19 protein-coding genes are annotated in these 21,563 nt (G+C 73.6%); 10 read left to right on the top strand and 9 right to left on the bottom strand.

All coding sequences use genetic code 11. From position 1 onward, the window contains the following. Positions 1–229 precede the first annotated feature (229 nt). Positions 230–802: a TetR family transcriptional regulator gene (locus VKA29_RS08830; protein WP_324784703.1), complete on the top strand. Its 573-nt coding sequence runs from the start codon at positions 230–232 to the stop codon at positions 800–802. Here VKA29_RS08830 and VKA29_RS08835 read toward each other — a convergent pair. The 3 genes from VKA29_RS08835 to VKA29_RS08845 are packed head-to-tail and all read right to left on the bottom strand — an operon-like array spanning position 779 to position 3,567. Beyond that, entirely contained in the window at positions 779–958 is a 180-nt protein-coding gene (locus VKA29_RS08835; RefSeq protein ID WP_324784704.1) for an acyl-CoA carboxylase subunit epsilon, read from the bottom strand. The genes VKA29_RS08830 and VKA29_RS08835 overlap by 24 nt on opposite strands. 12 nt (positions 959–970) lie before the next feature. Beyond that, positions 971–2,527: an acyl-CoA carboxylase subunit beta gene (locus VKA29_RS08840; protein WP_324784706.1), complete on the bottom strand. Its 1,557-nt coding sequence runs from the start codon at positions 2,525–2,527 to the stop codon at positions 971–973. Next, the gene (locus VKA29_RS08845) at positions 2,524–3,567 is read right to left on the bottom strand and encodes a ketoacyl-ACP synthase III (RefSeq protein WP_324784707.1); all 1,044 of its coding nucleotides are present in this window, start codon (positions 3,565–3,567) and stop codon (positions 2,524–2,526) included. The genes VKA29_RS08840 and VKA29_RS08845 overlap by 4 nt, the downstream gene beginning before the upstream one ends. A gap of 166 nt (positions 3,568–3,733) precedes the next feature. Here VKA29_RS08845 and VKA29_RS08850 point away from each other — a divergent pair, with 166 nt between their 5' ends. Next, on the top strand, positions 3,734–4,342 hold the full coding sequence (locus VKA29_RS08850) for a hypothetical protein (RefSeq protein ID WP_324784709.1): 609 nt from the start codon (positions 3,734–3,736) through the stop codon (positions 4,340–4,342). A gap of 152 nt (positions 4,343–4,494) precedes the next feature. Then, positions 4,495–5,208 (top strand): TetR/AcrR family transcriptional regulator, encoded by a 714-nt coding sequence (locus VKA29_RS08855; protein ID WP_324784711.1) that lies wholly within the window; start codon positions 4,495–4,497, stop codon positions 5,206–5,208. A 46-nt stretch (positions 5,209–5,254) separates the two neighbouring features. Here the strand turns inward: VKA29_RS08855 and VKA29_RS08860 are convergent, their stop codons facing one another. After that, positions 5,255–6,316 carry a PhlD gene (locus VKA29_RS08860; protein WP_324784712.1) on the bottom strand — a complete coding sequence of 354 codons (1,062 nt, stop codon included), beginning with the start codon at positions 6,314–6,316 and terminating at the stop codon, positions 5,255–5,257. A gap of 573 nt (positions 6,317–6,889) precedes the next feature. Between VKA29_RS08860 and VKA29_RS08865 the strand changes: the two genes are divergently transcribed. From VKA29_RS08865 to proB, 3 genes are read left to right on the top strand one after another with little or no spacing between them, the layout of a single operon-like run. Continuing rightward, positions 6,890–7,708: a WhiB family transcriptional regulator gene (locus VKA29_RS08865; protein WP_324784713.1), complete on the top strand. Its 819-nt coding sequence runs from the start codon at positions 6,890–6,892 to the stop codon at positions 7,706–7,708. Continuing rightward, positions 7,705–8,718 carry an alpha/beta hydrolase gene (locus VKA29_RS08870; protein ID WP_324784714.1) on the top strand — a complete coding sequence of 338 codons (1,014 nt, stop codon included), beginning with the start codon at positions 7,705–7,707 and terminating at the stop codon, positions 8,716–8,718. Before VKA29_RS08865 ends, VKA29_RS08870 begins: the two co-directional genes overlap by 4 nt. After that, on the top strand, positions 8,715–9,965 hold the full coding sequence (gene proB / locus VKA29_RS08875) for a glutamate 5-kinase (protein WP_420718464.1): 1,251 nt from the start codon (positions 8,715–8,717) through the stop codon (positions 9,963–9,965). The genes VKA29_RS08870 and proB overlap by 4 nt, the downstream gene beginning before the upstream one ends. 710 nt (positions 9,966–10,675) lie before the next feature. Here proB and VKA29_RS08880 read toward each other — a convergent pair. Genes VKA29_RS08880 through ccrA form a run of 5 tightly spaced genes read right to left on the bottom strand, consistent with a single transcriptional unit; the run spans position 10,676 to position 15,608 of the window. Beyond that, on the bottom strand, positions 10,676–10,840 hold the full coding sequence (locus VKA29_RS08880; RefSeq protein WP_324784715.1) for a hypothetical protein: 165 nt from the start codon (positions 10,838–10,840) through the stop codon (positions 10,676–10,678). Positions 10,841–10,855: 15 nt separating this feature from the next. Continuing rightward, positions 10,856–12,169, bottom strand: coding sequence for a glutamate-5-semialdehyde dehydrogenase (locus tag VKA29_RS08885; RefSeq protein ID WP_324784716.1), 1,314 nt, complete (start codon positions 12,167–12,169; stop codon positions 10,856–10,858). Next, positions 12,166–12,333 (bottom strand): hypothetical protein, encoded by a 168-nt coding sequence (locus VKA29_RS08890; protein ID WP_324784717.1) that lies wholly within the window; start codon positions 12,331–12,333, stop codon positions 12,166–12,168. Before VKA29_RS08890 ends, VKA29_RS08885 begins: the two co-directional genes overlap by 4 nt. A gap of 33 nt (positions 12,334–12,366) precedes the next feature. Then, the gene (locus VKA29_RS08895) at positions 12,367–14,232 is read right to left on the bottom strand and encodes a 3-hydroxyacyl-CoA dehydrogenase family protein (RefSeq protein ID WP_324784718.1); all 1,866 of its coding nucleotides are present in this window, start codon (positions 14,230–14,232) and stop codon (positions 12,367–12,369) included. Next, a complete protein-coding gene (gene ccrA, locus VKA29_RS08900) occupies positions 14,229–15,608 on the bottom strand; it encodes a crotonyl-CoA carboxylase/reductase (RefSeq protein WP_324784719.1) in 1,380 nt (459 codons plus the stop codon). The genes VKA29_RS08895 and ccrA overlap by 4 nt, the downstream gene beginning before the upstream one ends. 271 nt (positions 15,609–15,879) lie before the next feature. Here ccrA and VKA29_RS08905 point away from each other — a divergent pair, with 271 nt between their 5' ends. The 4 genes from VKA29_RS08905 to VKA29_RS08920 all read left to right on the top strand — a co-directional run bounded on the left by VKA29_RS08905 (position 15,880) and on the right by VKA29_RS08920 (position 21,557). Then, positions 15,880–17,202, top strand: coding sequence for a cation:proton antiporter (locus VKA29_RS08905; RefSeq protein ID WP_324784720.1), 1,323 nt, complete (start codon positions 15,880–15,882; stop codon positions 17,200–17,202). Between the two features lie 281 nt (positions 17,203–17,483). Continuing rightward, a complete protein-coding gene (locus VKA29_RS08910) occupies positions 17,484–18,899 on the top strand; it encodes a citrate/2-methylcitrate synthase (protein ID WP_324784721.1) in 1,416 nt (471 codons plus the stop codon). Positions 18,900–18,951: 52 nt separating this feature from the next. Continuing rightward, positions 18,952–20,085, top strand: a complete 1,134-nt coding sequence (locus VKA29_RS08915) for an acyl-CoA dehydrogenase family protein (RefSeq protein ID WP_324784722.1) — start codon at positions 18,952–18,954, stop codon at positions 20,083–20,085. Next, the gene (locus VKA29_RS08920; RefSeq protein ID WP_324784723.1) at positions 20,082–21,557 is read left to right on the top strand and encodes an amino acid adenylation domain-containing protein; all 1,476 of its coding nucleotides are present in this window, start codon (positions 20,082–20,084) and stop codon (positions 21,555–21,557) included. The genes VKA29_RS08915 and VKA29_RS08920 overlap by 4 nt, the downstream gene beginning before the upstream one ends. Positions 21,558–21,563 lie beyond the last annotated feature (6 nt).

Raw genomic sequence — 21,563 nt, forward strand, 5'->3', positions numbered from 1 at the left:
GCGCGGGTGGTGGGGGGTGGGTCGGGGCCGGGGCGGGGGTGTCCGTCCTCGGAACGGCGCGGAATCGGGCGTTCGAGTGGTACTGGCGTTGACGCGCCAACCGCTGCGGGCGAACACCCCCGTCCCGTCCCCTTCCCGCCGTGCGCGGGCGACGGCCCGTTCCAGGCCGGCGGTGCGTTCCTGACCTGCGGGAATGGGGGTCTTCGGTTTGTGCGGGAGGAGAGGGCTGATGACTCGGGCGCGGCGTACGCGTGAGGGGATACTGCGGGCCGCTCGGGTGCGGTTCGCCGCTGACGGGTATCAGCGGGCCACGATCAGGGCCATCGCGGCCGACGCCTCGATCGACCCCTCGATGGTGATGCGGTACTTCGGCAGCAAGGAGCGGCTGTTCGACGCGGCGCTCGATCTGGATCTGGGGCTGCCCGACCTCACGGGGACCGACCCGGAGCAGTTGCCGCAGTGTCTGATCGCCCACTTCCTGGCACCGTGGGAGGAGGACTCCGCCGAGGGGTCCCTGCGGCTGCTGCTGCGGTGCGCGGCGACCAACGAGCGGGCCGCCGAGCGGCTGCGGCAGATGCTGCACGAGCAGTTCACCAGTTGCCTGAGCGGCGTGCTCGGGCATGAACGCGCCGCCGCCGGCAGCGGGCTGCTGGCCGCCCAGCTGCTCGGCGTGGCGTTCACGCGGTACGTGCTGCGGCTGAGGCCGATCGCCGAACTGTCGGTGCCGGCCCTGGCCGAGCTGGTCGCGCCGTCGATGCGGCTCGCGCTGGACACACCGTCAGTCGCGCCAGCTCACCGGTGAGCGGTAGGCCCGCTCCCAGAGCGGCACGACCTGTACCGTCTCGTGTTCGTGATGTCGCGCCGCGGCGGCGCGGGAGAGCAGGACGGCGGTGAGGGCGGCGAGTTCCTCGGCGCCGAGTTCGCCGCCCCGGACCACGCGGACGAGTGGTGCGGTCATCTGGGGCTCCTTCTACTGGGGCGGGTTGCCGTGCTTGCGGGAGGCCATTTCGGCGTGCTTGGTGCGCAGCATGCGCAGGCCCTCGATCAGCACGCGGCGGGTGTCGGCCGGGTCCACGACGTCGTCGAGCAGGCCGCGTTCGGCCGCGTGGTAGGGGTGCATCAGCTCGGCCTGGTACTCCTTGACCAGCTGGCGGCGCATGGCGTCGGGGTCGTCGGCGTTCTTGATCCGGCGGCGGAAGATGACGTTGGCGGCGCCTTCGGCGCCCATGACCGCGATCTCGTTGGTGGGCCAGGCGTAGGTGAGGTCGGCGCCGATGGAGCGGGAGTCCATGACGATGTAGGCGCCGCCGTAGGCCTTGCGCAGGATCAGGGAGACGCGGGGGACGGTGGCGTTGCAGTAGGCGTAGAGCAGTTTGGCGCCGCGCCGGATGATGCCGTTGTGTTCCTGGTCGACGCCGGGCAGGAAGCCGGGGACGTCGACCAGGGTGACCAGGGGGATGCTGAAGGCGTCGCACAGCTGGACGAAGCGGGCCGCTTTTTCGCTGGCGTCGATGTCGAGCACGCCGGCCTGGACCAGTGGCTGGTTGGCGACGATGCCCACCACCTGGCCGCCGAGGCGGGCGAGCGCGCAGATGACGTTGGCCGCCCACCGTTCGTGGACTTCGAGGACCTCGCCGTCGTCGACGATCTCCTCGATGACGCGCCGCATGTCGTAGGGGCGGTTGCCGTCGGCGGGGACGAGGTCGAGCAGGGCGTCCGTGGGGCGGTCCGCCGGGTCCTCCGGCGGGGTGGCGGGTGGTGTCTCGCGGTTGTTCTGCGGGAGGAGGGAGAGCAGGTAGCGGACCTCCTCGATGCAGGTCTCCTCGTCGTCGTAGGCGAAGTGCGCGACACCGGACACCTCGGCGTGCACGTCGGCGCCGCCGAGACCGCCGATGGACACCCGCTCGCCGGTGACGGCCTGGACGACGTCGGGTCCGGTGATGAACATCTGCGAGGTCTCGCGGACCATGAAGACGAAGTCGGTGAGGGCGGGGCTGTAGGCCGCGCCGCCCGCGCACGGGCCGAGCATCACCGAGATCTGCGGGATGACGCCGGAAGCCTTGGTGTTGCGCCGGAAGATGCCGCCGTAGCCGGCCAGCGCGGTGACGCCCTCCTGGATGCGGGCGCCCGCGCCGTCGTTGAGGGAGACCAGCGGGGCGCCGGCGGCCAGGGCGCGGTCCATGATGCGGTGGATCTTCTGGGCGTGCGCCTCACCGAGGGCGCCGCCGAAGATACGGAAGTCGTGGGCGTAGACGAAGACGGTACGGCCGTGCACGGTGCCCCAGCCGGTGATCACGCCGTCGGTGTGGGGACGCCGGTCCTCCAGTCCGAAGCCGGTGGCGCGGTGGCGGCGCAGGGGCTCCGCCTCGGTGAACGAGCCCTCGTCCAGGAGCAGGGCGATGCGTTCGCGGGCGGTCAGCTTGCCCTTGGCGTGCTGCGCCGCGGTCGCCTTCTCGTCCCCCTGCGCGATCTGCTCCTTGAGCGCCCGCAGGGCGGCCGCCCGGCCCTGTACGCCGTGGGCGGTCATGACGCCACCGTGGCGAGGAGTTCGGGCATCGCCCGGACCGCGTCGCCCATCGTCCAATCCAGCAGGGCCGTGCCGACGCTCATGCCGCCGCCGAACGCGGCGAGGACGACGAGTTCGCCGGGGGCGACCGCGCCGGTGCGGTCCATCTCGGCCAGGGTGACGGGCACGGAGGCGGCCCCGGTGTTCGCGTATCGCTCCAGGGTGAGGTGCAGGGCGGCGCCGTGCAGGCCGAGGTCGGGCCACAGCTCGGCGAGCATGATGCCGTTGGCCTGGTGGGGCACGAAGTGCTGGACGGCGTCCGCGGGGACGGCGGCGCCGCGCAGCAGACGCTCGATCTCCTGCGGCAGGGTGCGCTGGACGAAGGAGCGCACCGCCCGTCCGTCCATGCGGAAGTAGTGGCCGCCTTCGGTGACCGTGCGGGGAGAGGCGGGGCGGCGGCTGCCGCCGGCCTCCACCCCGATCAGCCGGTGCGCGTCGCCGCGGGTGGCCAGGGAGACGTGGCGCAGTCCCCGGCCCGCCGGGACGGGGCCGAGGACGACCGCGCCGGCGCCGTCGCCGAAGAGGACGGCGGTGCGGCGGTCGCTGTAGTCGAGGATGCGGGAGTAGAGGTCGGCGCCGATCACCAGTCCGTGCCGCTGCTCGCCGGGGCCGGCGCCGGCCAGCAGTTTCTCCACGGTCTTCAGGGCGTAGACGAAGCCGCTGCACACCGCGTTGACGTCGAAGGCGGCGGCCCGGTGGGCGCCGATGCGGTCCTGGACGAGGGCCGCGGTGGCGGGCTGGGGGTGGTCGGGGGTGGAGGTGGCGACGACGACGTACGCGAGCCGGTCGGCCGTCAGACCGGCGCGGTCCAGTGCCTCCCGGGCGGCCGCCGCGGCCAGGTCCGAGGTGGCCTCGTGGGGAGCGGCCCGGCGCCGCTCACGGATGCCGGTCTTGCGGACGATCCACTCGTCGGTCACGCCGGCGTCGTGCGCGATCTCCTCGTTGCTGATGACCGTCTCGGGCAGGTACGAGCCCACTCCGGTGATGCCGATGGACTGCACGGTTCCTCCTCGGGCAACGGCGAGCCTCAATAACTCACCATTCGTTGAAATCATCGCAGAGGCGCTTGACTAATTCAACACACAGAGAGTTCACTTGCTCGTGAATTACCGGTCGGCGCACCAGGGCGCCGTCCGGACGGTCACACCAAGACGGGGGTTGCGGAGCATGACCACCATCAGCGAAGTGAGCACGGAGGACGCCCGGATCGAGGCGACCCAGTCCCTGATCTCCGCGGGCCGCGTGGTCTTCACCGAACTCGGCTACCGCGGGACCGACTTCTCGGACCTCGCCGCGGCGGCCGGCCTGGACCCCGCGTACGCCCGCGAACTGCTGCCGGACAAGGCCGCGGTGTTCGGCGCGCTCGTCGAGCGGACCGTCAGGGTCGCCGGGCTGCTGGGCCCCGCGCTGGCCGAGGGCGTGAACGAGGACCTCCCCGCCCGTATCGCGCGCACCTACCTGGCCCTGTGGGAGCCCGGCGAGGAGGAGGAGTCCCCGCTGGTGCAGGTGTACCGGATCGGACTCGCCGACAAGGAGGCCTCGGCGGTCCTGCGCGCACGCGTCGCGGAGACCCTCAACTCGGCGGTGGACCAGGGCCTCGGCGGCGACGACCCGGAGCTGCGCACCGCGCTCTTCGGCGCGCAGCTCGGCGGGACGGCGATAGCCCGGCACCTGCTCGGGGTCAGGACGCTGGTGTCCGTGGACGTCGGCACGGTGATAGAGACGATCACGCCTGGACTGCGGGCTACGCTACTGGGCACCGCGTCCGCCGGATGAGTCCGGCAACGGCACGACGAGGAGCGCCCCGACCCCCGCCGTCGGCCTTCGACTGCCGCCCACGGATGGTCTCCACGGGCCCCGCCTGATAGAGTGTATTCACTATGCAGTGAATTATCGGTCGGCAAGCCTCGTTGAAGTGCAGTGATCCCATGACATCCAAGGGCACGGACAGTTCCGCCACCCCCGCACGCAAGTCCACCCCCGCCTCCCGGACGGCCACCTCCACCGCGAAGCGGACCCGCCCGCAGCGGGCCCGCAGCGGGCGCCGCCCCGGCGACAGCGGCACCCGCGAGCAGATCCTCGAGTCGGCGCTCCACCTCTTCGCGGACCGCGGCTACGCCAGGACCACGATCCGCGCGATCGCCGAGGACGCGGGCGTGGACCCGGCACTCGTCCACCACTTCTTCGGCAACAAGGAAGGGGTGTTCGACGCCGCGGTCAATTCGCCCTTCAGCGTCTCCACGACCTTCGACACCATGCCGGAATCGCAGACGGGCACCTCGGAGGCCGTCTGGATCGCCCGCAGGTACCTGGAGTTCTGGGAGAACGAGCGGACCCGCTACGCCATGACCGCCATCTACCGGGCGGGGCTGGCCGACAGCGCGACCTCGGACGTCCTCCGGGCCCGTGTCGAGGCGAGCGCCAAAGGCTGGGCGAGCCGGAGCGGTTACCGGGACCGCCCCGACTCCGAGGTGCGAGCGGCACTGGCCGCCAGTCATCTGGCCGGCCTGGCCATCATGCGCTACATCCTCAGGCTGAACCCGCTGGCGGAGATGACCTTCGAGGAGTTCCTCTCCTGGGTGGTGCCGTCGCTGGAGCTGCGGCTGTCCGTCGAACTGGAGCCGCTCGGGCCGCAGGACTGACCCGCGGCCGAGCGGGGCACCGGCGAACGGTCCGGACGGTCGGCCGTCAGACGCCGTCCCTCCAGACAGTGCGCACCGCCATCACGGAGACCCCTGGTCCGACCCCGAGCGCCAGACCGTGCGCTCCGTCGGCGGGCGGCTTCGCGAAGGCCCTCTCCAGCACCTCCAGCACCGAGGCGGAACCGAGATTGCCCACCTCGCGCAGCGAGTCGCGGGCCAGCCCGAACAACGCGGGCGGGCACCCGATGCCCTCGACGAGGGCATCCAGGACCTTGGGACTCCCGGTGTGCGAGACGACGAACTCGGGAGTGCCGTCGGAGCCGGCGGGGGCGGTGCGCGCCAGCCACTCGTTCAGCCGCGGCATGACTCCCCGGATCGCGCGCACCAGATCCGGGGAGTTGTGGGCGTGGAACCCGTCGCCGTCCAGGTGCGAACCGACGATGTCGTGACTGAGGGGCTGGACGCATTCCCAGGAGTGGGTGAGCTCCATGTGCGGGCCGTTCGCCCGGGAGCGGACCACGCAGGCACCGGCTCCGTCACCCAGGATCCCCTTGAAGATCATGCCGTCCATGCCCGTGTCGGCGCGGTGCAGGTAGTGGCTGAACACGTCGGCGCACACGACGAGAACGGTCGCGTCCGGTCGGGCGGCCACCAGCTCCGCCGCCATCGAGATGCCGAACACCCCTCCGGTGCAGCCCAGTTGCGTCACCGGTATGCGGCGCACCGACGGCGGCAGCCCCAGTCTCGCCATCAACAGGACGTCCAGTCCGGGCGTCGTGTGCCCGGTGGCGCTGACGACCACCAGGGCGTCGACGTCGGACGGCTCCAGGCCCGCCTCCCGCAAGGTGGTGCGGGCGGCCTTCTCCGCGAGTTCCAGGGAGTCGGCGAGGTGTTCGCGGGTGCGCACCGCGAGTGACCAGTCGCCGCGCATCTGCTCCGCGAGGGGCCGGGTGTACCAGCGCGTCCGCACGGTGGTGGCGGCGATGGTCCGGCGGATGTGGGCGCACCTGGGGTGGTCGGCGTACAGCTCGGTGATGCGCTCGAGGACTTCCTCCGTGGTGACCTGATGGCGGGGCAGAACGACGACAGGGGCACTGACGACTCGCACGACGACTCCAAGACTGTGGGAAGCCTGCAGGGGAGGTGCGGGCCGGTCACACCCGCCAGGTCCGTCCGCGCCCGGGCTGCCACCACGCCGTGGTGGAGCGACCCGTTGCCGTGGAAGTCTGCGCACGCCGAACACCCCCGGTGTCTGACAGTGCTCCCCCCGTGGGAGCGCCTTCGCAGCGCGGAAAGAAAGATGCGGAGCTGAGATCGCTGTACCTACCGGCACGCGGCGGCCCGAAGCTGACCCTTGGGGTCTGCGCCGTCGGCTGTGCCGTGGCTGACCGGCACCCGGACAGGAGCGGCCCGGGCACACCGGTGGACATGCCCTCGGCCGGTCCTGGGCTTCAGAGCGTGTCCCTGACGTGACCGTACGGCAGAGCGGGTGCCGCGGCAAGACCGAATTTCAACGCTCGTGGAATCGGCCGGGCGGACATATTGGTCCAGCTCTCAATCACTTTCCCCTCGCGGCCGGCCGCTTCGCGAATGGATGTCAACATGCATTGAAATCATCGCATGTTGAGTTTAGTCTTGGCGGACGAGCGACCCGCTCCACACCGAGAAAGGGCCGACCGCCATGTACGCACCGGCGCGCCACCGCGCGGACACCGACCCCTGGGTGGAGCGCGCGGTCTGCCGCGACGCCGACCCCGAGACCTTCTTCCCGCCCGCCGGCGGCACCGACGACTCCGACCGCGAGACGGCCGCCAAACGCCTGTGCGCCCGCTGCCCGGTGACCCGCGAATGTCTGCGCGAGGCGCTGCTGCACGAGGAGAGCACGGGCATCTGGGGCGGGCTCACCGTGCGGGAACGGCGCGAAGTGCTGCGGGTCGCCGCCTCGTTGCGGGAGATACCCGGCGAACTGGCCACGTTCCTCGCCCGCGGCGGACGCCGGATCACCGCACCGCCGCGGGAACGGCCGGCGTACGTGTGGTTCCTGCACCGGAACGGGTGGGAACCGGGCCGGATCGCCGCCGCGCTGGGGCTCACCTTCAGCCAGGTCCAGCAGGCCTGGCGCGCGGCGGAGTACGCCTCCGCCTGCACCCGCGGACCGGTGCACCGGATGCCGGGATTCAGCCCGGCGAAGGTCCCCGCGGGCAGGACGCGCACGCCGGCGGCGCGGGCGGGTGCGCCCGAGGCCGCGGCCACCGGGACGCGTGACGGCATCCGTCCCCCGGGCGGGCCGGCCACGCCCGCGGTCCGCACCGTGCGGCCGGCCCCGCCCGGTACCCGTACGCCCGACGGCCCAGCCGCCGGCGCCCCCGTGACCGGCACCCGTACGCCGGACACCCGAGTGCCGAAGGCCCGCGCGGCGGAACCGGACCGGCCCCGCGGCCCCCGGCGCTGGGTGCGGCTGGGCGGCGCGGCCGGCGCCGGCGTCGTGCGGGCGTCATGAGCGCGCTCACCTCGGCGCCGCCGCGCCTGCTGACCCGGACCGTCACCACCGACGACGGCGCCGAGATCGTCGTGGAAACCCACGGCGCACCCGACGCCCGGGCCACGGTCGTGCTGTGCCACGGCTGGACCCTGTCCGCCCGCGGCTGGCGGCCACACATCGACGCGCTGACCCGGCCCCGCCCCGGCTTCCCGGCGGTGCGCACGGTCAGCTACGACCAGCGCGGTCACGGCCGTTCGACCCGTGGCACCGCCCTGCTCGACATGGCCCTCCTCGGCCGCGACCTCGGCCGCGTGCTGACCGAGACCACCGCCGGGCTCGACGGTCCCGTGGTGCTGGTCGGCCACTCGATGGGCGGCATGGCGATCCAGCAGCTCGCCGCGCACCGGCCCGGCATGTTCGAGGCGCGGGTGGCCGGCGTCGCACTGATCTCGACCTGCCTCGACCAGGTCGGGGCGGCGCCCGCCACGCCCCACGAAGGGCAGGCGCGGCGCCGGGCCGACGCCGGGCGCCGGGCGGTCGCCGCCGGTCTGCTGCGCTCCCCCGGCTGGGCCCGCACCGTGCACCGGCTGCTCACCGGCCCGCTCACCCACCCGTCGACCGCTCCCGTGTGGCGCGCGCTGTTCGGCGCGGGGCCGCGGGGCGAGGGCGTCCGCACCGACGCGCGTGCGCTGCGCGACATCCCGCCGTTGACGGTCGCCGAGTTCTACGCCGCCCTGACCACCCATGACTGCGCCGGACGCCTGGGCGCGCTGGGCCGGGTGCCCACCCGCGTCCTGGTCGGCGCCCTCGACGCGTACACCCCGCCGCAGCAGGCCGCGCGGCTGGCCGACGACATCCCCGGCGCCGTCCTGCAGACGGTGCCGCACCAGGGCCACGACCTGCCGTACGAGCGGCCCGTGCTGGTCGTGGAGACGGTGCACGCGCTGCTGCGCGAACTGCGGCGGCCCGAAGATCCGCCCGGTGGCTCCCGCCCCCGTCCCGCCGAGCCGATGGCGACAGCGCGGTGACGCGCCCGCACACCGGCCCGGACGGTGAGACAGGGCTGCGCAGCGACGTGCTGGCGGCGCGCCGGATCGTGGTGAAGGTGGGCTCGTCGTCGCTGACGACCGCGCTCGGCGGACTCGACTCCGACCGGGTGGACGCCCTGGTGGACGTGCTCGCCCGGACCCGGGTCGCGGGCGCGGAGATCGTCCTGGTCTCCTCGGGCGCGATCGCCGCCGGTCTCGCCCCGCTGGGCCTGACCGAACGGCCCGCGGACCTGGCCCGCCAGCAGGCGGCGGCCTGCGTCGGGCAGGGGCTGCTGGTGGCCCGCTACACCGCCTCCTTCGCCCGCTACGGCCTGCGGGTGGGCCAGGTCCTGCTGACCGCCGACGACATGGGCCGCCGCACCCAGTACCGCAACGCCCACCGCGCGCTGGCCCAGGTGCTGACCATGGGCGCGGTGCCGGTCGTCAACGAGAACGACACCGTGGCCACCGCCGAGATCCGGTTCGGCGACAACGACCGGCTCGCGGCGCTGGTCGCCCACCTGGTCAGGGCCGACCTGCTGGTGCTGCTGTCGGACATCGACGGACTGTACGACGGCGACCCGCGCCGGCCCGGGACCCGGCGGCTGCGCGAGGTGCGCGGCCCGCAGGACCTGCGGGACGTGGAGATCGGCGGTACGGGCAGCGGCGTCGGCACCGGTGGCATGGTGACCAAGGTGGAGGCGGCGCGGATCGCGACCGCCGCGGGCGTCCCCGTCGTGCTGACGGCCGCCCGGCACGCCGCGGACGCGCTGGCCGGGCGGGAGACGGGAACGCTGTTCCACCGCACCGGCGACCGGGGCGCCGACCATCTGCTGTGGCTGGAGCACGCCAGCAGCCCGCGCGGGACGGTGCAGCTCAGCGACGGGGCCGTGCACGCGCTGGTGCAGGGGCGCGGGCCGCTGCCCGCGGAAGGCGTCATCCGGGTCGAGGGGCACTTCGTGGCCGGCGACCCGGTGGAACTGGTGGACGAGGCGGGCCGGGTGGTCGGCCGCGGGCTGTCCTCGCTCGCCGTCCAGGAACTCGCCCTGCTGCGCGGCCGCTCGGGCCGTGAGGTGGTCGGCCAGGACGACCTGGTGCTGCTGCCGGCCGCCGCCCGCGCCGGGTTCCCGGCCCAGCTGCGCCGACGGGTCAGCGTACGGGTCCGGCCCGCCCGCGAGGTGCCCGTCCACGATTCCGCCCGGCCCGGCGAGCCCGCGGGCCTGCCGCCGCGCCGGCCGGCGAGCTGACACCCGGCCGGTCCGAGCCCCCGCCCGGCGCCCGGGGAACCTTGCCCGGCTCCGGGCCGGCCGCCGACGCCCCACGGTGCGTCCACCGGCCGGAGGGCCGGACCGGCCGGCGGACGACCCGGCCCTCGTGCTTCCACCGCGATGTCCGGCAGCAGGGCACCGCCGTCCGGGTGACGCCGAAGGCGAGGAACGAGCAGCAGCCGCCTTCCCGTTCCACCAGGCCCCGGACCTTACGGCGAGGGGCGGGTGCACAGGGAGGCGGCGGGCCGTCGAGGGGGGTGGGGGGTGTCAACCTGTTGCGAGAGTACGGGTGTTGGAGGCTTCGGGTGGATACCGCGGTGGTTCGTGGGGGGCGTCGACGGCGGGTGGGACGGGGTTCGGCCAGGTGGGCCGCGCTCCCCTCCGGGCGGCGCCGGCGGACCACCGGCGGCGCCTGGAGGGGAGCCCGGGGAGGTACGTCGAAGCGCCCTCGTGACCACCACAGGAAGGACGCCGCTGCCGACCGCTTCCGGTGACGACCGGTCGTCGGGGGCAACACCCATGTCGACGCGCAGGTTCTTCGTCGCCACCGCGGCGGTCGCCGCCGTGCCGACGGCCGGCGCCCGTGCCGACGGCCCGGTCCGCACGGACCGGACCCGGCACGATCCGCACGGACCGGACCCGGCCGGCTCGCCGCCGGGGCCGGAACGGCCGGCTCCGGCGGCGAGACGTCAGTCGATGCCGCGGACGATGTGGGTCTCGGCCGGGTCCTCGTCCACGCCGGCGAGGGCCAGGCGCGGTGCCTCGGGCACGGCGGGCCGGAATTCCCCGTGCGGCTTGCGCTCGTACAGCAGCCGGCCCGCCGGGCTGGTCTCCGTGATGATCCGTATGTACATGGACCGACCTCCCGTCTACGGCACCGGGGCGGCGGCTCCGCCCCGGATGTGACCGTCTCCCACCAGGACGTACTTGGTGGTGGTCAGCGCGGTCACCCCCATGGGACCGCGCGCGTGGAGTTTCTGGGTGGAGATGCCGAGTTCGGCGCCGAGGCCGAGTTCGCCGCCGTCGGCGAAGCGGGTGGAGGCGTTGACCGCGACGACGGCGGTGTCCAGCGACGCGACGAAGCGGCGTGCGGCGGCCTGCGAGTCGGTGACGATCGCCTCGGTGTGGCCGCTGCCGTGCCGGCGGATGTGCTCGACCGCCTCGTCGAGGGAGCCGACGACGGCGGCGGCGAGTTCGAGGGCCAGGTATTCGCGGTCCCAGTCCGCGTCGTCGGCGGGCACCACCGCGTCGTGGAACGAGCGCACCCGCGCGTCGCCGTGCACCAGCACGCCGTGCTCGGTCAGCGCCCGCAGCGCGCGGGGCAGGAAGCCGGCCGCGACGGCCTCGTGCACCAGCAGGGACTCGGCGGCGTTGCACACGGACGGCCGCTGGGTCTTGGCGTTGAGGAGGATGGCGAGTGCCTTGTCGAGGTCGGCGTGCTCGTCGACGTAGACGTGGCAGTTGCCGACGCCCGTCTCGATGACCGGGACGGCGGCGTCCCGCACCGTGGCCTGGATCAGCTCGGCGCCGCCGCGCGGCACGAGGACGTCCACCAGGCCCCGCAGGGACATCAGTTCGCGTACGGAGTCGTGGGTCGTGCCGGGCACGACCTGCACGGCGTCGGCGGGGACGCCGGTCTCGGCGAGTGCCTCGCGCAGGGCCGCGACCAGGGCGGCGTTGGTGTGGCGTGCGGTCGAGGAGCCGCGCAGGAGGGCGGCGTTGGCGCTCTTGAGGCAGAGGCCCGCGGCGTCGACGGTGACGTTGGGCCGCCCCTCGTAGATCATGCCGACCACGCCGAGGGGGACCCGGACGCGTCGCACCTCCAGACCGCTGGGCAGCACTCCCCCGCTCACGATGTCGCCGACCGGGTCCGGCCGGTCCGCGAGGGTGCGCAACATGGCGGCGAGGCCGTCGAGTTGGCCGCGGGTGAGGGTCAGCCGGTCGAGCACGGTCGCCGACCGCCCGGCGGCGCGGGCCGCGGCGAGGTCCCGTTCGTTGGCGGCGAGGATGCCGGCCGGGTCGAGGGTCAGCCGCCGCGCCATCGCGGACAGCGCGGCGTCCCGCTCGGCCCCGGTGGTGAGGGCGAGGGCGCGTGCGGCGGCCCGGGCGGCGAGCGCCGCCTCGCGGACGGTACGGGCGGGCGCGTCGCCGGTCCCGGGGTGCCGGTGGGCCGTGGTCGTCATCGGTCCTCCCCCTGTTCCGCGGGGGGCGTCGGGGCGTGCGGCGGGTGCGGGGGCAGGACGTCCGCGGACGTCGGTGACCAGCCGATCAGTTCGGCCAGCAGCGCCCAGGCGAGGGCGTCCGCCGCTTCGCCGTGGGCGGTGGGTTCGGGGCCCGTGCTCTTCATGGGGTTCTCCCTGTCCTGCCGGGGTTGCCCGGCTCAGCCGTAGACCCGGAATCCGGCGCCCGTCTTGCGTCCCGCCCGGCCGGCCGCCACCAGATGGCCCAGCAGGGGGGCGGGCACGGTCCCCGGGCGGCGGTCGGCGTCGTGCAGGACGCGCTGGATGCTGAGCGACACGTCGAGGCCGATCACGTCGAGCAGTTCGAACGGCCCGAGCGGATAGCCGCAGCCCAGCCTCATCACGGCGTCGATCTCGTCGGCGCCGGCGTAGTGGCTCTCGGCGAGCCGTACCGCGCCGTTGAGGTAGGGGAACAGGAGCGCGTTGACGATGAAGCCGGGCCGGTCCATGCACTGCACCGGGTGCTTGCCGAGCCGCCGGCACACCTCCCGGGCGGTGTCGACGTGCCGGGGCGCGGTCTCCAGGGAGGGGATGACCTCGACCAGCCGCATCACCGGCGCCGGGTTGAAGAAGTGCAGGCCGATGACGTCCTCGGGCCGCCCGGAGGCGAGCCCGCACTCGATCACCGGCAGGCTGGAGGTGGTCGTGGCGAGCAGGGCGCCGGGCCTGCCGACCGCGCCGAGCCGGGCGAACAGCGGTTTCTTCACCGCCAGGTCCTCCGCGACGGCCTCGATCACCAGGTCGCGGTCGGCGAGCCGGTCCAGGTCGCCGGTCGGAGTCAGCCGCTCCAGCGCGGCCGTCCGGTCCGCCTCGGTGAGCTTGCCGCGGCGCACCGCGCGACCGGTGGAGGCGGCGACCGCCTCCCAGGCGGACTTGGCGCGCTCGTCGCTCCGGCCGACGACGAGGGTGTCGACGCCGGCCTTGGCGAAGACCTCGGCGATGCCGGTGGCCATGGTGCCGGTCCCGACGACGCCGACCCGGCGGACCGGGGAGGCGCCCTGCGACCGGCGGGCGGGGGCGGGTCCGGTGGCGGACGGGTCGCCGTAGTCGTAGAAGCCGCGGCCGGACTTGCGGCCGTGCAGGCCGGCCAGGGCCATGTGGCGCAGCCGGCGGGCGGGTTCGAAGGCGGGCTCGTCGTAGCGGACGGCCAGCGCGTCGAGGACGTCGCAGGCGGTGTCGGTGCCGATGACGTCGAGGAGTTCGAACGGGCCGCTGGGCAGCCCGCAGCCGTACCGCATGGCGGCGTCGATGTCGTCGCGTCCGGCGGCCCGCCGCTCGTACATGGTGACGGCCTGGTTGAGGAAGCCGAACAGGAGCGAGGCGGAGACCAGGCCGGGGCGGTCGCCCAGGGTCACGGCCTCCAGGCCCAGCGCGCGCACCAGTTCGCGTACGCGGGCCACGGCGGACGGGTCGGCGATGACGGTGCGGCCGATCTCCGCGAGGCCGGCGGCGGGCAGCGGCAGGTGCAGGCCGACGAGTCGTCCGGGCCGCCCGGAGGCCGCCGCCAGGTCGGTGAGGGAGAGCGCCGAGGCGGTGGTGGCGAGGACGGTGTCGGGCGGGCAGACCCGGTCCAGTTCGCGCAGTACCTCGGTCTTGACGTCCCGTCGCTCGGGCACGGCCTCGACCACGACCCGCGCCGCGGCGAACTCCGCCCAGCCGCGGGCGAGCCGGATGTGCCGGCCGGCGGCCCGGGCCTGCTCGGGCGTGTCGAACAGCTCGGTGAGCCGGGCCGGCGCGTCGGGGCGCGGATCCCGTACGACGACGGCGTGCCCGGCGAGCACGGCCCGGCGCACCAGCGCCCCGCCGATGGCACCGACGCCGACGATCCCGAGCGCGGCACCGCCCGGCTCCTCCGGGGCGCGGGTGTCCGCCGGGCCCGGGGTGGCCGCCGATCGCGGGGTGGCCGCCGATCGCGGGGTGACTGCCGATCGCGGGGTGACTGCCGGCTGCCGGGTTGCTGCCGGCTGCCGGGTGCCGCCTGTTTCCCGGTTGTCCGCCGCGTTCATGCCGCCACCCCGCTCAGCCGGGTCCGGTCCGACGGGGTGGCCGTCTCCCGGAAGCGGTTCAGGGCCGGTTCGTGGCGGGCGCGCAGTTCGGGGTCGCGGACGCCGAGGCCCTCGCCGGGGGCCAGGCACAGCACGCCGACCTTGCCGTGGTGTTCGTTGCGGTGGATGGACTCCACGGCACGGGCGACGTCGTCGAGGGCGTAGGTGCGCGACAGGGTGGGGTGGATCCTGCCCTTGGCGATGAGGCGGTTGGCCTCCCACGCCTCGCGGTAGTTGGCGCAGTGCGTGCCGATGATCCGCTTCAGGGACATCCACAGGTAGCGGTTGTCGTACTCGTGGACGTATCCGGCGGTGGAGGCGCAGGTGACGATGGTGCCGCCCTTGCGGGTGACGTAGACGGAGGCGCCGAAGGTCTCGCGGCCGGGATGCTCGAAGACGATGTCGACGTCCTCGCCGCCGGTCAGTTCGCGGATGCGGGAGCCGAAGCGCTTCCACTCCTTCGGGTCCTGGGTGTGCGGGTCGCTCCAGAAGCGGTAGCCCTCCGCGTTCCGGTCGATGATCAGCTCCGCGCCCAGCGAGCGCGCCAGGGCGGCCTTCTCGGGTGAGGAGACGACGCAGATCGGGTTCGCGCCGCCCGCCAGCGCGAGCTGGGTGGCGTAGGAACCGAGGCCGCCGACGGCGCCCCAGATCAACACGTTGTCGCCCTGCTTCAGGCCGGCGCCGTTGCGGGTGACGAGCTGGCGGTAGGCGGTGGAGTTGACCAGGCCCGGCGCGGCGGCCTCCTCCCAGGTGAGGTGCTCCGCCTTGGGCAGCAGCTGGGTGGCCTTGACCAGCGCCAGGTCGGCGAGACCGCCGTAATTGGTCTCGTAGCCCCAGATGCGCTGCTCGGGGTCGAGCATGGGGTCGCTGTGGCCTTCGGCGGCCTCCAGCTCGACGGAGACGCAGTGCGCCACGACGCGGTCGCCGACGTTCCAGCGCCGTACGCCGGGGCCGCGTGCGACGACGACGCCGGCCAGGTCGGAGCCGATGACGTGATACGGCCGGTCGTGGCGGGCGGCGAGCCCGCCGATGCGGGCGTAGCGCTCCAGCAGGGCGAAGGTCGGCACCGGCGCGAACAGGGCGCTCCAGACCGTGTTGTAGTTCACGGCGCTCGCCATGACCGCCACCAGGACCTCGCCGGGGCCCGGTTCGGGGGTGGGCACCTCCTCGATGTGCACGGAGTCGGCGGGTTTCCGGTCGCTCAGCGGCACGCCGTCGAACATGCCCGCCTCCGCCTTGTGCAGCACGGCCGCCCGGTAGGAGTCGGGAACCCCCAGGGCCGCCACGTCGGCCGGCACCGAGTCCGGGGACTCGATCGCCTCCACCAGTTCGCGCATGAGCAGGCACCACCTTCCGCGGTTCACGCCGGTGGTGCCGGGGCGGACCCGACTTCCCACCGGAGTAGAACTCAACAGAGAATGAACTCAACAGGCAAGGAGTTTTACACGAAGCCAGAACCCCGGCAAGCCCCGTCCGGACCCGCCCGCGAGCCACGCCCGCACCCGGACGCCCCTTGTCCGACATCGCCCGGCATGCAAAACTCACCATCAGTTGAGTTCACTGGTCGTTGAGTTTTGTTCGTCTCACCAGGCACCCGAGGGAGCTGCCGTGACACCGCACCAGCTCGAGTCTCTGCAGGCCACCGCCATCGCCGGCATCGCCGGCATCCTGATCGCGGGCACCGCCCTGGCACACCTGGCACGCAGAGTCCGTCAGCCTGCCGTCATCGGCGAGATCACCGCGGGCATCCTGCTCGGCCCGAGCCTGCTCGGACTGCTGCCGGGTGACCTGACGCACCGTCTGTTCCCGGACGATGTACGGCCCTTGCTGTCGATGGTGGCCCAACTGGGCCTTCTGTTGTTCATGTTCACTGTCGGATGGGAGCTGGACTGGGCCTCCATGCGCCGCCGCAAGAGCTCGGTGGCCGCCGTCACGGCGGGCAGCATCCTCACGCCGCTGATCCTCGGCATGGGCGTCGCCGCGCTCCTCTACCACAACCACTCGGTGGTCGACGGCGAGAAGGTCCCGATGACCTCCTTCATCCTCTACCTCGGCGTCAGCATGTCGATCACGGCGTTCCCGGTGCTGGCCCGCATCCTCAAGGACAACGGCATCAACCGTACGGCGGTCGGCGCGCTCGCCCTGACCAGCGCGGCCTTCGGCGACGTGCTCGCCTGGTGCCTGCTGGCGGCCGTGGTCGCGGTGGTCACCGCGTCCGGCCCCACCGGGTTCACCGACACCCTGTGGATGTCGGCCGGTTACGGCGCCGCGATGATCGTCGTCGTCCGTCCGCTGCTCGCCCGGGCCGTGGCCCGGATGATCCGCAGGGGCTCCGGAATCCACCTCGCGACCCTGGTCACGGCGGGGCTGCTGCTCTCCGCGTACACCACCTCGAAGATCGGCATCCACCCCATCTTCGGCGCCTTCGCCTTCGGCCTGGTCATGCCGCGCAAACCGCACGTCCTGCTGGAGGAGCGGATGCTCCGGCCGCTGCAGCACGCCGGGGAGCTGATGCTGCCGGTCTACTTCATCGTCACCGGGCTCTCCGTCGACATCGCGGACATGTCGCCGACCGCCTGGGGCGAGCTGGCCCTCATCCTCTGTGCCGCGGTGTGCGGCAAGCTGCTCGGCGGCGGCCTGCCCGCCCGGTCGTTCGGCCTGAGCTGGCGGGAGGCCACCGGCGTGGGCGTGCTGATGAACACCCGCGGCCTGACCGAGCTGATCATCCTCGGCGTGGGGCTCAACCTCGGCGTGCTCGACCAGACGCTGTTCACCGAGATGGTCCTCATGGCGCTGATCACCACGGCGATGACCGGCCCGTTGCTGCCCCACCTCTTCCCCCACCGGCTCGGCCTGGTCGCCTCGCGCCACACCGCCGCTGTGGTCCGCATGCCCGAACCCGCGGAGCAGGCCACCGACCTGGCCGGGTGACCGGGCCGCGGGCTCGGTCGGGCCCGGGTGACCGGGCCGCGGACCGACCTGGCCGGGTGACCGGGCCGCGGACCGACCTGGCCGGGTGACCGGCCGCGGGACCGGTCAGGCCCGGCGGGCGGCCACGGGAGCGGTCAGGCCCGGCGGGCGGCCACGGGCCCGGCCGGCGACCGGCCGCGGGACCGGCCCACGGGCGCGGGACGCGAGGCCCCGAACGGCACCCGCACGACAAGCGGCGTCCGGAACGACAGAAGTGACGTCCAGACAAGGAGATGGTCCAGGTGCACCCCGTCATCAGCACGCTGTCCCGGGTCTTCGACATGCCGTCGGAGTTCATCGGCGACGAGATGCAGCTCCGCGCCGTGGCCAGCTGGGACGACCTCAGCGCCGTGGAGCTCCAGGTCCACCTGGAACACGAACTGGGCACCACCCTCGACGACCACCTCATCGAACGCATCGACTCCGTGGGCCAGTTGCGCGAGTTCTACGACGAACGGCTGGCCGAGCTCAGCTCGCTGAAGGCCCCGCGGGACGCGTCCGCCATCGCCCCTCCCCTGCCCGGACCGGCCGACCGGCCCGCCCCGGCCCCGGAGACCCCTTCCGAGATGGTGATCGGCGAGACCGGCATCTCCGAGGTGGACCCGGCGCGCGGCCGGCTGGCCTATCGCGGCTATCCCGTCCAGGAGCTGATCGGCCGGGTGACGTTCGAGGAGGTCGTCCACCTGCTGATCCGAGGCTGGCTGCCCGACCGGGACGAGCTGACCGCCTTCCGCGCCCGGCTGGCGGCCGCGCGGGAACTGCCCTCCATGGTCGCCACCAACCTCGTGCTGAACTCGGGCTGCAGCACGGCCTCGGTGCTGCGCACGGCGGTGTCCGCACTCGCGGTCGCCGCGGAGGCCGACGCCGACCCGGCGGCCCACATCGACCTCGGGGAACGGCTCGTCGCCCGCATCCCGACCATCTTCGCCATCCAGCAGGCCGCCCGTACGGGGCGCAGACTCCCGCGCCCCGAACCGGAGTTGTCGCACGCGGAGAACATCCTGCACATGCTGGGCCTGCCCCGCGACCCGGAGCGGGTGAAGCTGGTCGACCTGTGCCTCATCCTCCAGGCCGAACACGGCTGCAACGCCTCGGCGTTCGCCGCCCGCGTCGCGGCCGGCACCGGCGCCGACACCTTCGCCACCATGACGGTGGCGCTCGCCACCTTCACCGGCCCGCTGCACGGCGGCGCCGCCCACCAGGTCATCGAGCTGGCCCGGGAGGGCGACAGCCCGTCCACCGCCGCCGCCTACCTGCGCGGCCGGGTCGACCAGGCCCGCGAGGAGCGCTCCCGGCACGGCTCGTACGCCGAGGAGGATCCCCGGGTCCGGCCGCTGCGCGAGGCGGCCCGGCGGCTGCGCGGCAACCCCGACGGCGAACGGGTCCTGGAGGTGCTGGACGCCGTGCGGACCGCCGCCCACCCGTCGAAGGGACCCCGCCCCTACCTGACCGTGGACTGCTACGCCGCCGCCATCTACCACATGCTCGGCATGCCCTCCGACCTGTTCGTCCCCATGTTCGCCGCGGCCCGGGTCCCCGGGTGGCTGGCGCACGTCGAGGAGCAGCGGGCCCAGCAGGGGCGCATCCACCCCCGCCTGCGCTACCTGGGCCCGCGCAACCTGCGGCTGCCCAAGGCCCTCGGGCCCGGGCACAACTGACCACCGACCGACGGCGGGAGGGCGCCGCCTTCCCCGTACCCCAGGAGTAGACGTGGAGTTCGGCTGGAACGAAGAGCAACAGGCGCGCTACGACGAGGTGCTGGCGGCCACCCGGGCCGCCTTCCCCGCGCCGCCGGACGGCGGGTTCTACAGCCGCAAGGACTGGCTGCGCCTCGGTGAGATCGGCATGCTCGGGGCCTGCCTGCCCCAGGAGTACGGCGGGCGCGGCCTCGGCGCGCTGGACACCGCCCGCGTGGTGGAGGCGGTGGGCCGCGGCTGCCTGGACACCGGCCTGGTGTTCGCGGCCGCGGCCCACACCTTCGCCTGCGCCGTGCCGATCGCCGAGTTCGGCAGCGAGCCGGTGCGGCGCCGGCTGCTGCCCGAGCTGGCCGCGGGCCGGCTCATCGCGGGCAACGCGATGACCGAACCCGACGCCGGTTCGGACTCCTCACGGCTCAGCGTGACGGCGACGGCGGTCGACGGCGGGTACCTGCTCAACGGCACCAAGAGCTTCGTCAGCAACGGCCCGGCCGCCGACGTGTACGTGGCGTACGGGACGGTGAACCCCAAGGCGGGCTTCCTCGGAGTGACCGGCTTCGTCGTGGAACGCGGCGCCGACGGGCTCGTCGTCGGGCAGCCGTACGAGAAGATGGGCATGCTCTCCTGCCCGGCCGGCGCGATCACCTTCGAGGACTGCTTCGTCCCCGAGGAGCAGGTGCTCGGCGGCGTCGGCGCGGGCGCGGCGATCTTCCAGCACTCCATGGGTTGGGAGCGGGCCTGCCTGTTCGCCCTCTACGTGGGGCTGCTGGACCGGCTGGTGGAGCAGTGCGTGGCGCACGCCCGCGAGCGGCGCCAGTTCGGTCGCCGTATCGGCGAGTTCCAGTCGGTGTCCAACCGCATCGCCGACATCAAGCTGCGGCTCGAGAGCGCCCGGCTGCTGCTGTACCGCGCCTGCTGGTCGATGGACCGGGGCGAGTCGTCCGTGCTGGAGATCGCCCTGTCGAAGCTGGCCGTCTCCGAGGGCGTCCTGGCCTCCGCCGCCGACGCCGTACGGGTCTTCGGAGGGCGCGGATACCTGCGCGAGGACGGCATCGAGGCCGTCCTGCGCGACGCCGTGCCCAGCACGATCTTCTCCGGTACCTCCGACATCCAGCGCCAACTGATAGTGAAGGAGATAGGGCTGTGAGGCTCCACCAACTCGTCATCGACTCCGCACGGCGCGCCCCTGACTCCCCGGCCGTGCGCACCTCCCAGGGGGTGCACAGCTACGGGGAGCTGGACGAACTCGCCGACCGCTACGCCGCCGCGCTGCACCGGCGCGGTGTGCGGCCCGGCGACCGGGTGGTGCTGTGGACCCACAAGACCGTGGACGCCGTCGCCCTGATGCAGGGGGCGCTGCGCGTCGGCGCGGTCTACGTCCCGGTCAGCGCCAACAACCCGGCCGCCCGCGTCCAGCGCATCGCCGCGGGCTGCTCCCCGGCCCTGGTGGTGGCCGACGCCGACGGCATCCGCCGCGCCGCCGACGCCGGCTGGCCCGAGGCGCTGCCGCTGGCCGCCTTCGACGACGTACGCGACCAGGCGCCCGCCGCGGACGCCCCGCCGGTGCACGACAACCAGCCCGACGACCCGGCCTACATCCTGTACACGTCCGGTTCCACCGGCGAGCCCAAGGGCGTGTGCATCAGCCACCGCAACGCCCTGTCCTTCGTCCGCTGGGCCGTCGCCGAGACCGGGCTCACCGCCGCGGACCTGCTCTCCAACCACGCCCCGTTCAACTTCGACCTGTCCGTCTTCGACCTGTACGGCGCCTTCCAGGCGGGTGCTTCCGTCTTCCTGATCCCCGAGGGCCTCGCCTACGACCCGGCGCAGCTCGGCGCGCTGCTGCGCGAGCAGCGGATCAGCGTCTGGTACTCGGTGCCGTCGGCGCTGATCCTGATGATGCAGCGCGGCGACCTGCTGGCCGGTGACCCGCCCGAGGCGCTGCGCGTGTGCGTCTTCGCCGGCGAGCCCTTCCCGATCCAGCAGGTCCACGAGCTGCGCAAGGCGTGGCCGGACGTGCGGATGTTCAACTGGTACGGGCCGACCGAGACCAACGTGTGCACCGGTTACGAGGTCACCGAGCGGGACCTGGGCAGCACCCGGGCGCTGCCGATCGGCGCGCCCGCCTCCGGTGACCGCATCCGGCTGCATCCGCCGCGGGCGCGTGAGGGCGAGATCGTGGTGAGCGGCCCGACGGTGATGCTCGGCTACTGGGGCCGGGAGCCGCAGCAGGGCGCGTACTTCACCGGGGACATCGGGCGGATGGGCCCGGACGGGATGCTGGAGTACGTGGGCCGGCGCGACCAGATGGTGAAGGTGCGCGGCCACCGGATCGAGCTCGGCGACGTGGAGTCCGTGGTCGCCGCGCACCCGCGGGTGCGGACCGCGGCGTGCGTGGTCGTGGGCAGCGGTCTGGACGCGCGTATCCACGCCGTGGTGGTGCCCGAGGGCCCCAAGGCGCCGGGCCTGCTGGAACTCAAGCGCGACTGTGCCGACCGGCTGCCGCTGTACATGGTGGTGGACGCGGTGCACGTCGTCGACGCCTTCCCGCTCACGGCGAACGGCAAGACGGACCGTCAGGCCCTGGTGGAGCGCATCACGGCCGTCGATCCGGGGTGACCTGCG

Source organism: Streptomyces sp. H51, from assembly GCF_035656535.1.
In the GTDB taxonomy this organism is placed as follows: Bacteria; Actinomycetota; Actinomycetes; order Streptomycetales; family Streptomycetaceae; genus Streptomyces.

Coding starts and splice junctions, on each gene's coding strand:
- VKA29_RS08890 (WP_324784717.1), bottom strand. CDS start 12,333: ATGAAGAGCACGGGCCCCGAACCCACCGCCCACGGCGAAGCGGCGGAC.
- VKA29_RS08855 (WP_324784711.1), top strand. CDS start 4,495: ATGACATCCAAGGGCACGGACAGTTCCGCCACCCCCGCACGCAAGTCC.
- VKA29_RS08850 (WP_324784709.1), top strand. CDS start 3,734: ATGACCACCATCAGCGAAGTGAGCACGGAGGACGCCCGGATCGAGGCG.
- VKA29_RS08835 (WP_324784704.1), bottom strand. CDS start 958: ATGACCGCACCACTCGTCCGCGTGGTCCGGGGCGGCGAACTCGGCGCC.
- VKA29_RS08880 (WP_324784715.1), bottom strand. CDS start 10,840: ATGTACATACGGATCATCACGGAGACCAGCCCGGCGGGCCGGCTGCTG.
- VKA29_RS08895 (WP_324784718.1), bottom strand. CDS start 14,232: ATGAACGCGGCGGACAACCGGGAAACAGGCGGCACCCGGCAGCCGGCA.
- VKA29_RS08885 (WP_324784716.1), bottom strand. CDS start 12,169: ATGACGACCACGGCCCACCGGCACCCCGGGACCGGCGACGCGCCCGCC.
- VKA29_RS08870 (WP_324784714.1), top strand. CDS start 7,705: ATGAGCGCGCTCACCTCGGCGCCGCCGCGCCTGCTGACCCGGACCGTC.
- VKA29_RS08865 (WP_324784713.1), top strand. CDS start 6,890: ATGTACGCACCGGCGCGCCACCGCGCGGACACCGACCCCTGGGTGGAG.
- ccrA (WP_324784719.1), bottom strand. CDS start 15,608: ATGCGCGAACTGGTGGAGGCGATCGAGTCCCCGGACTCGGTGCCGGCC.
- VKA29_RS08830 (WP_324784703.1), top strand. CDS start 230: ATGACTCGGGCGCGGCGTACGCGTGAGGGGATACTGCGGGCCGCTCGG.
- VKA29_RS08840 (WP_324784706.1), bottom strand. CDS start 2,527: ATGACCGCCCACGGCGTACAGGGCCGGGCGGCCGCCCTGCGGGCGCTC.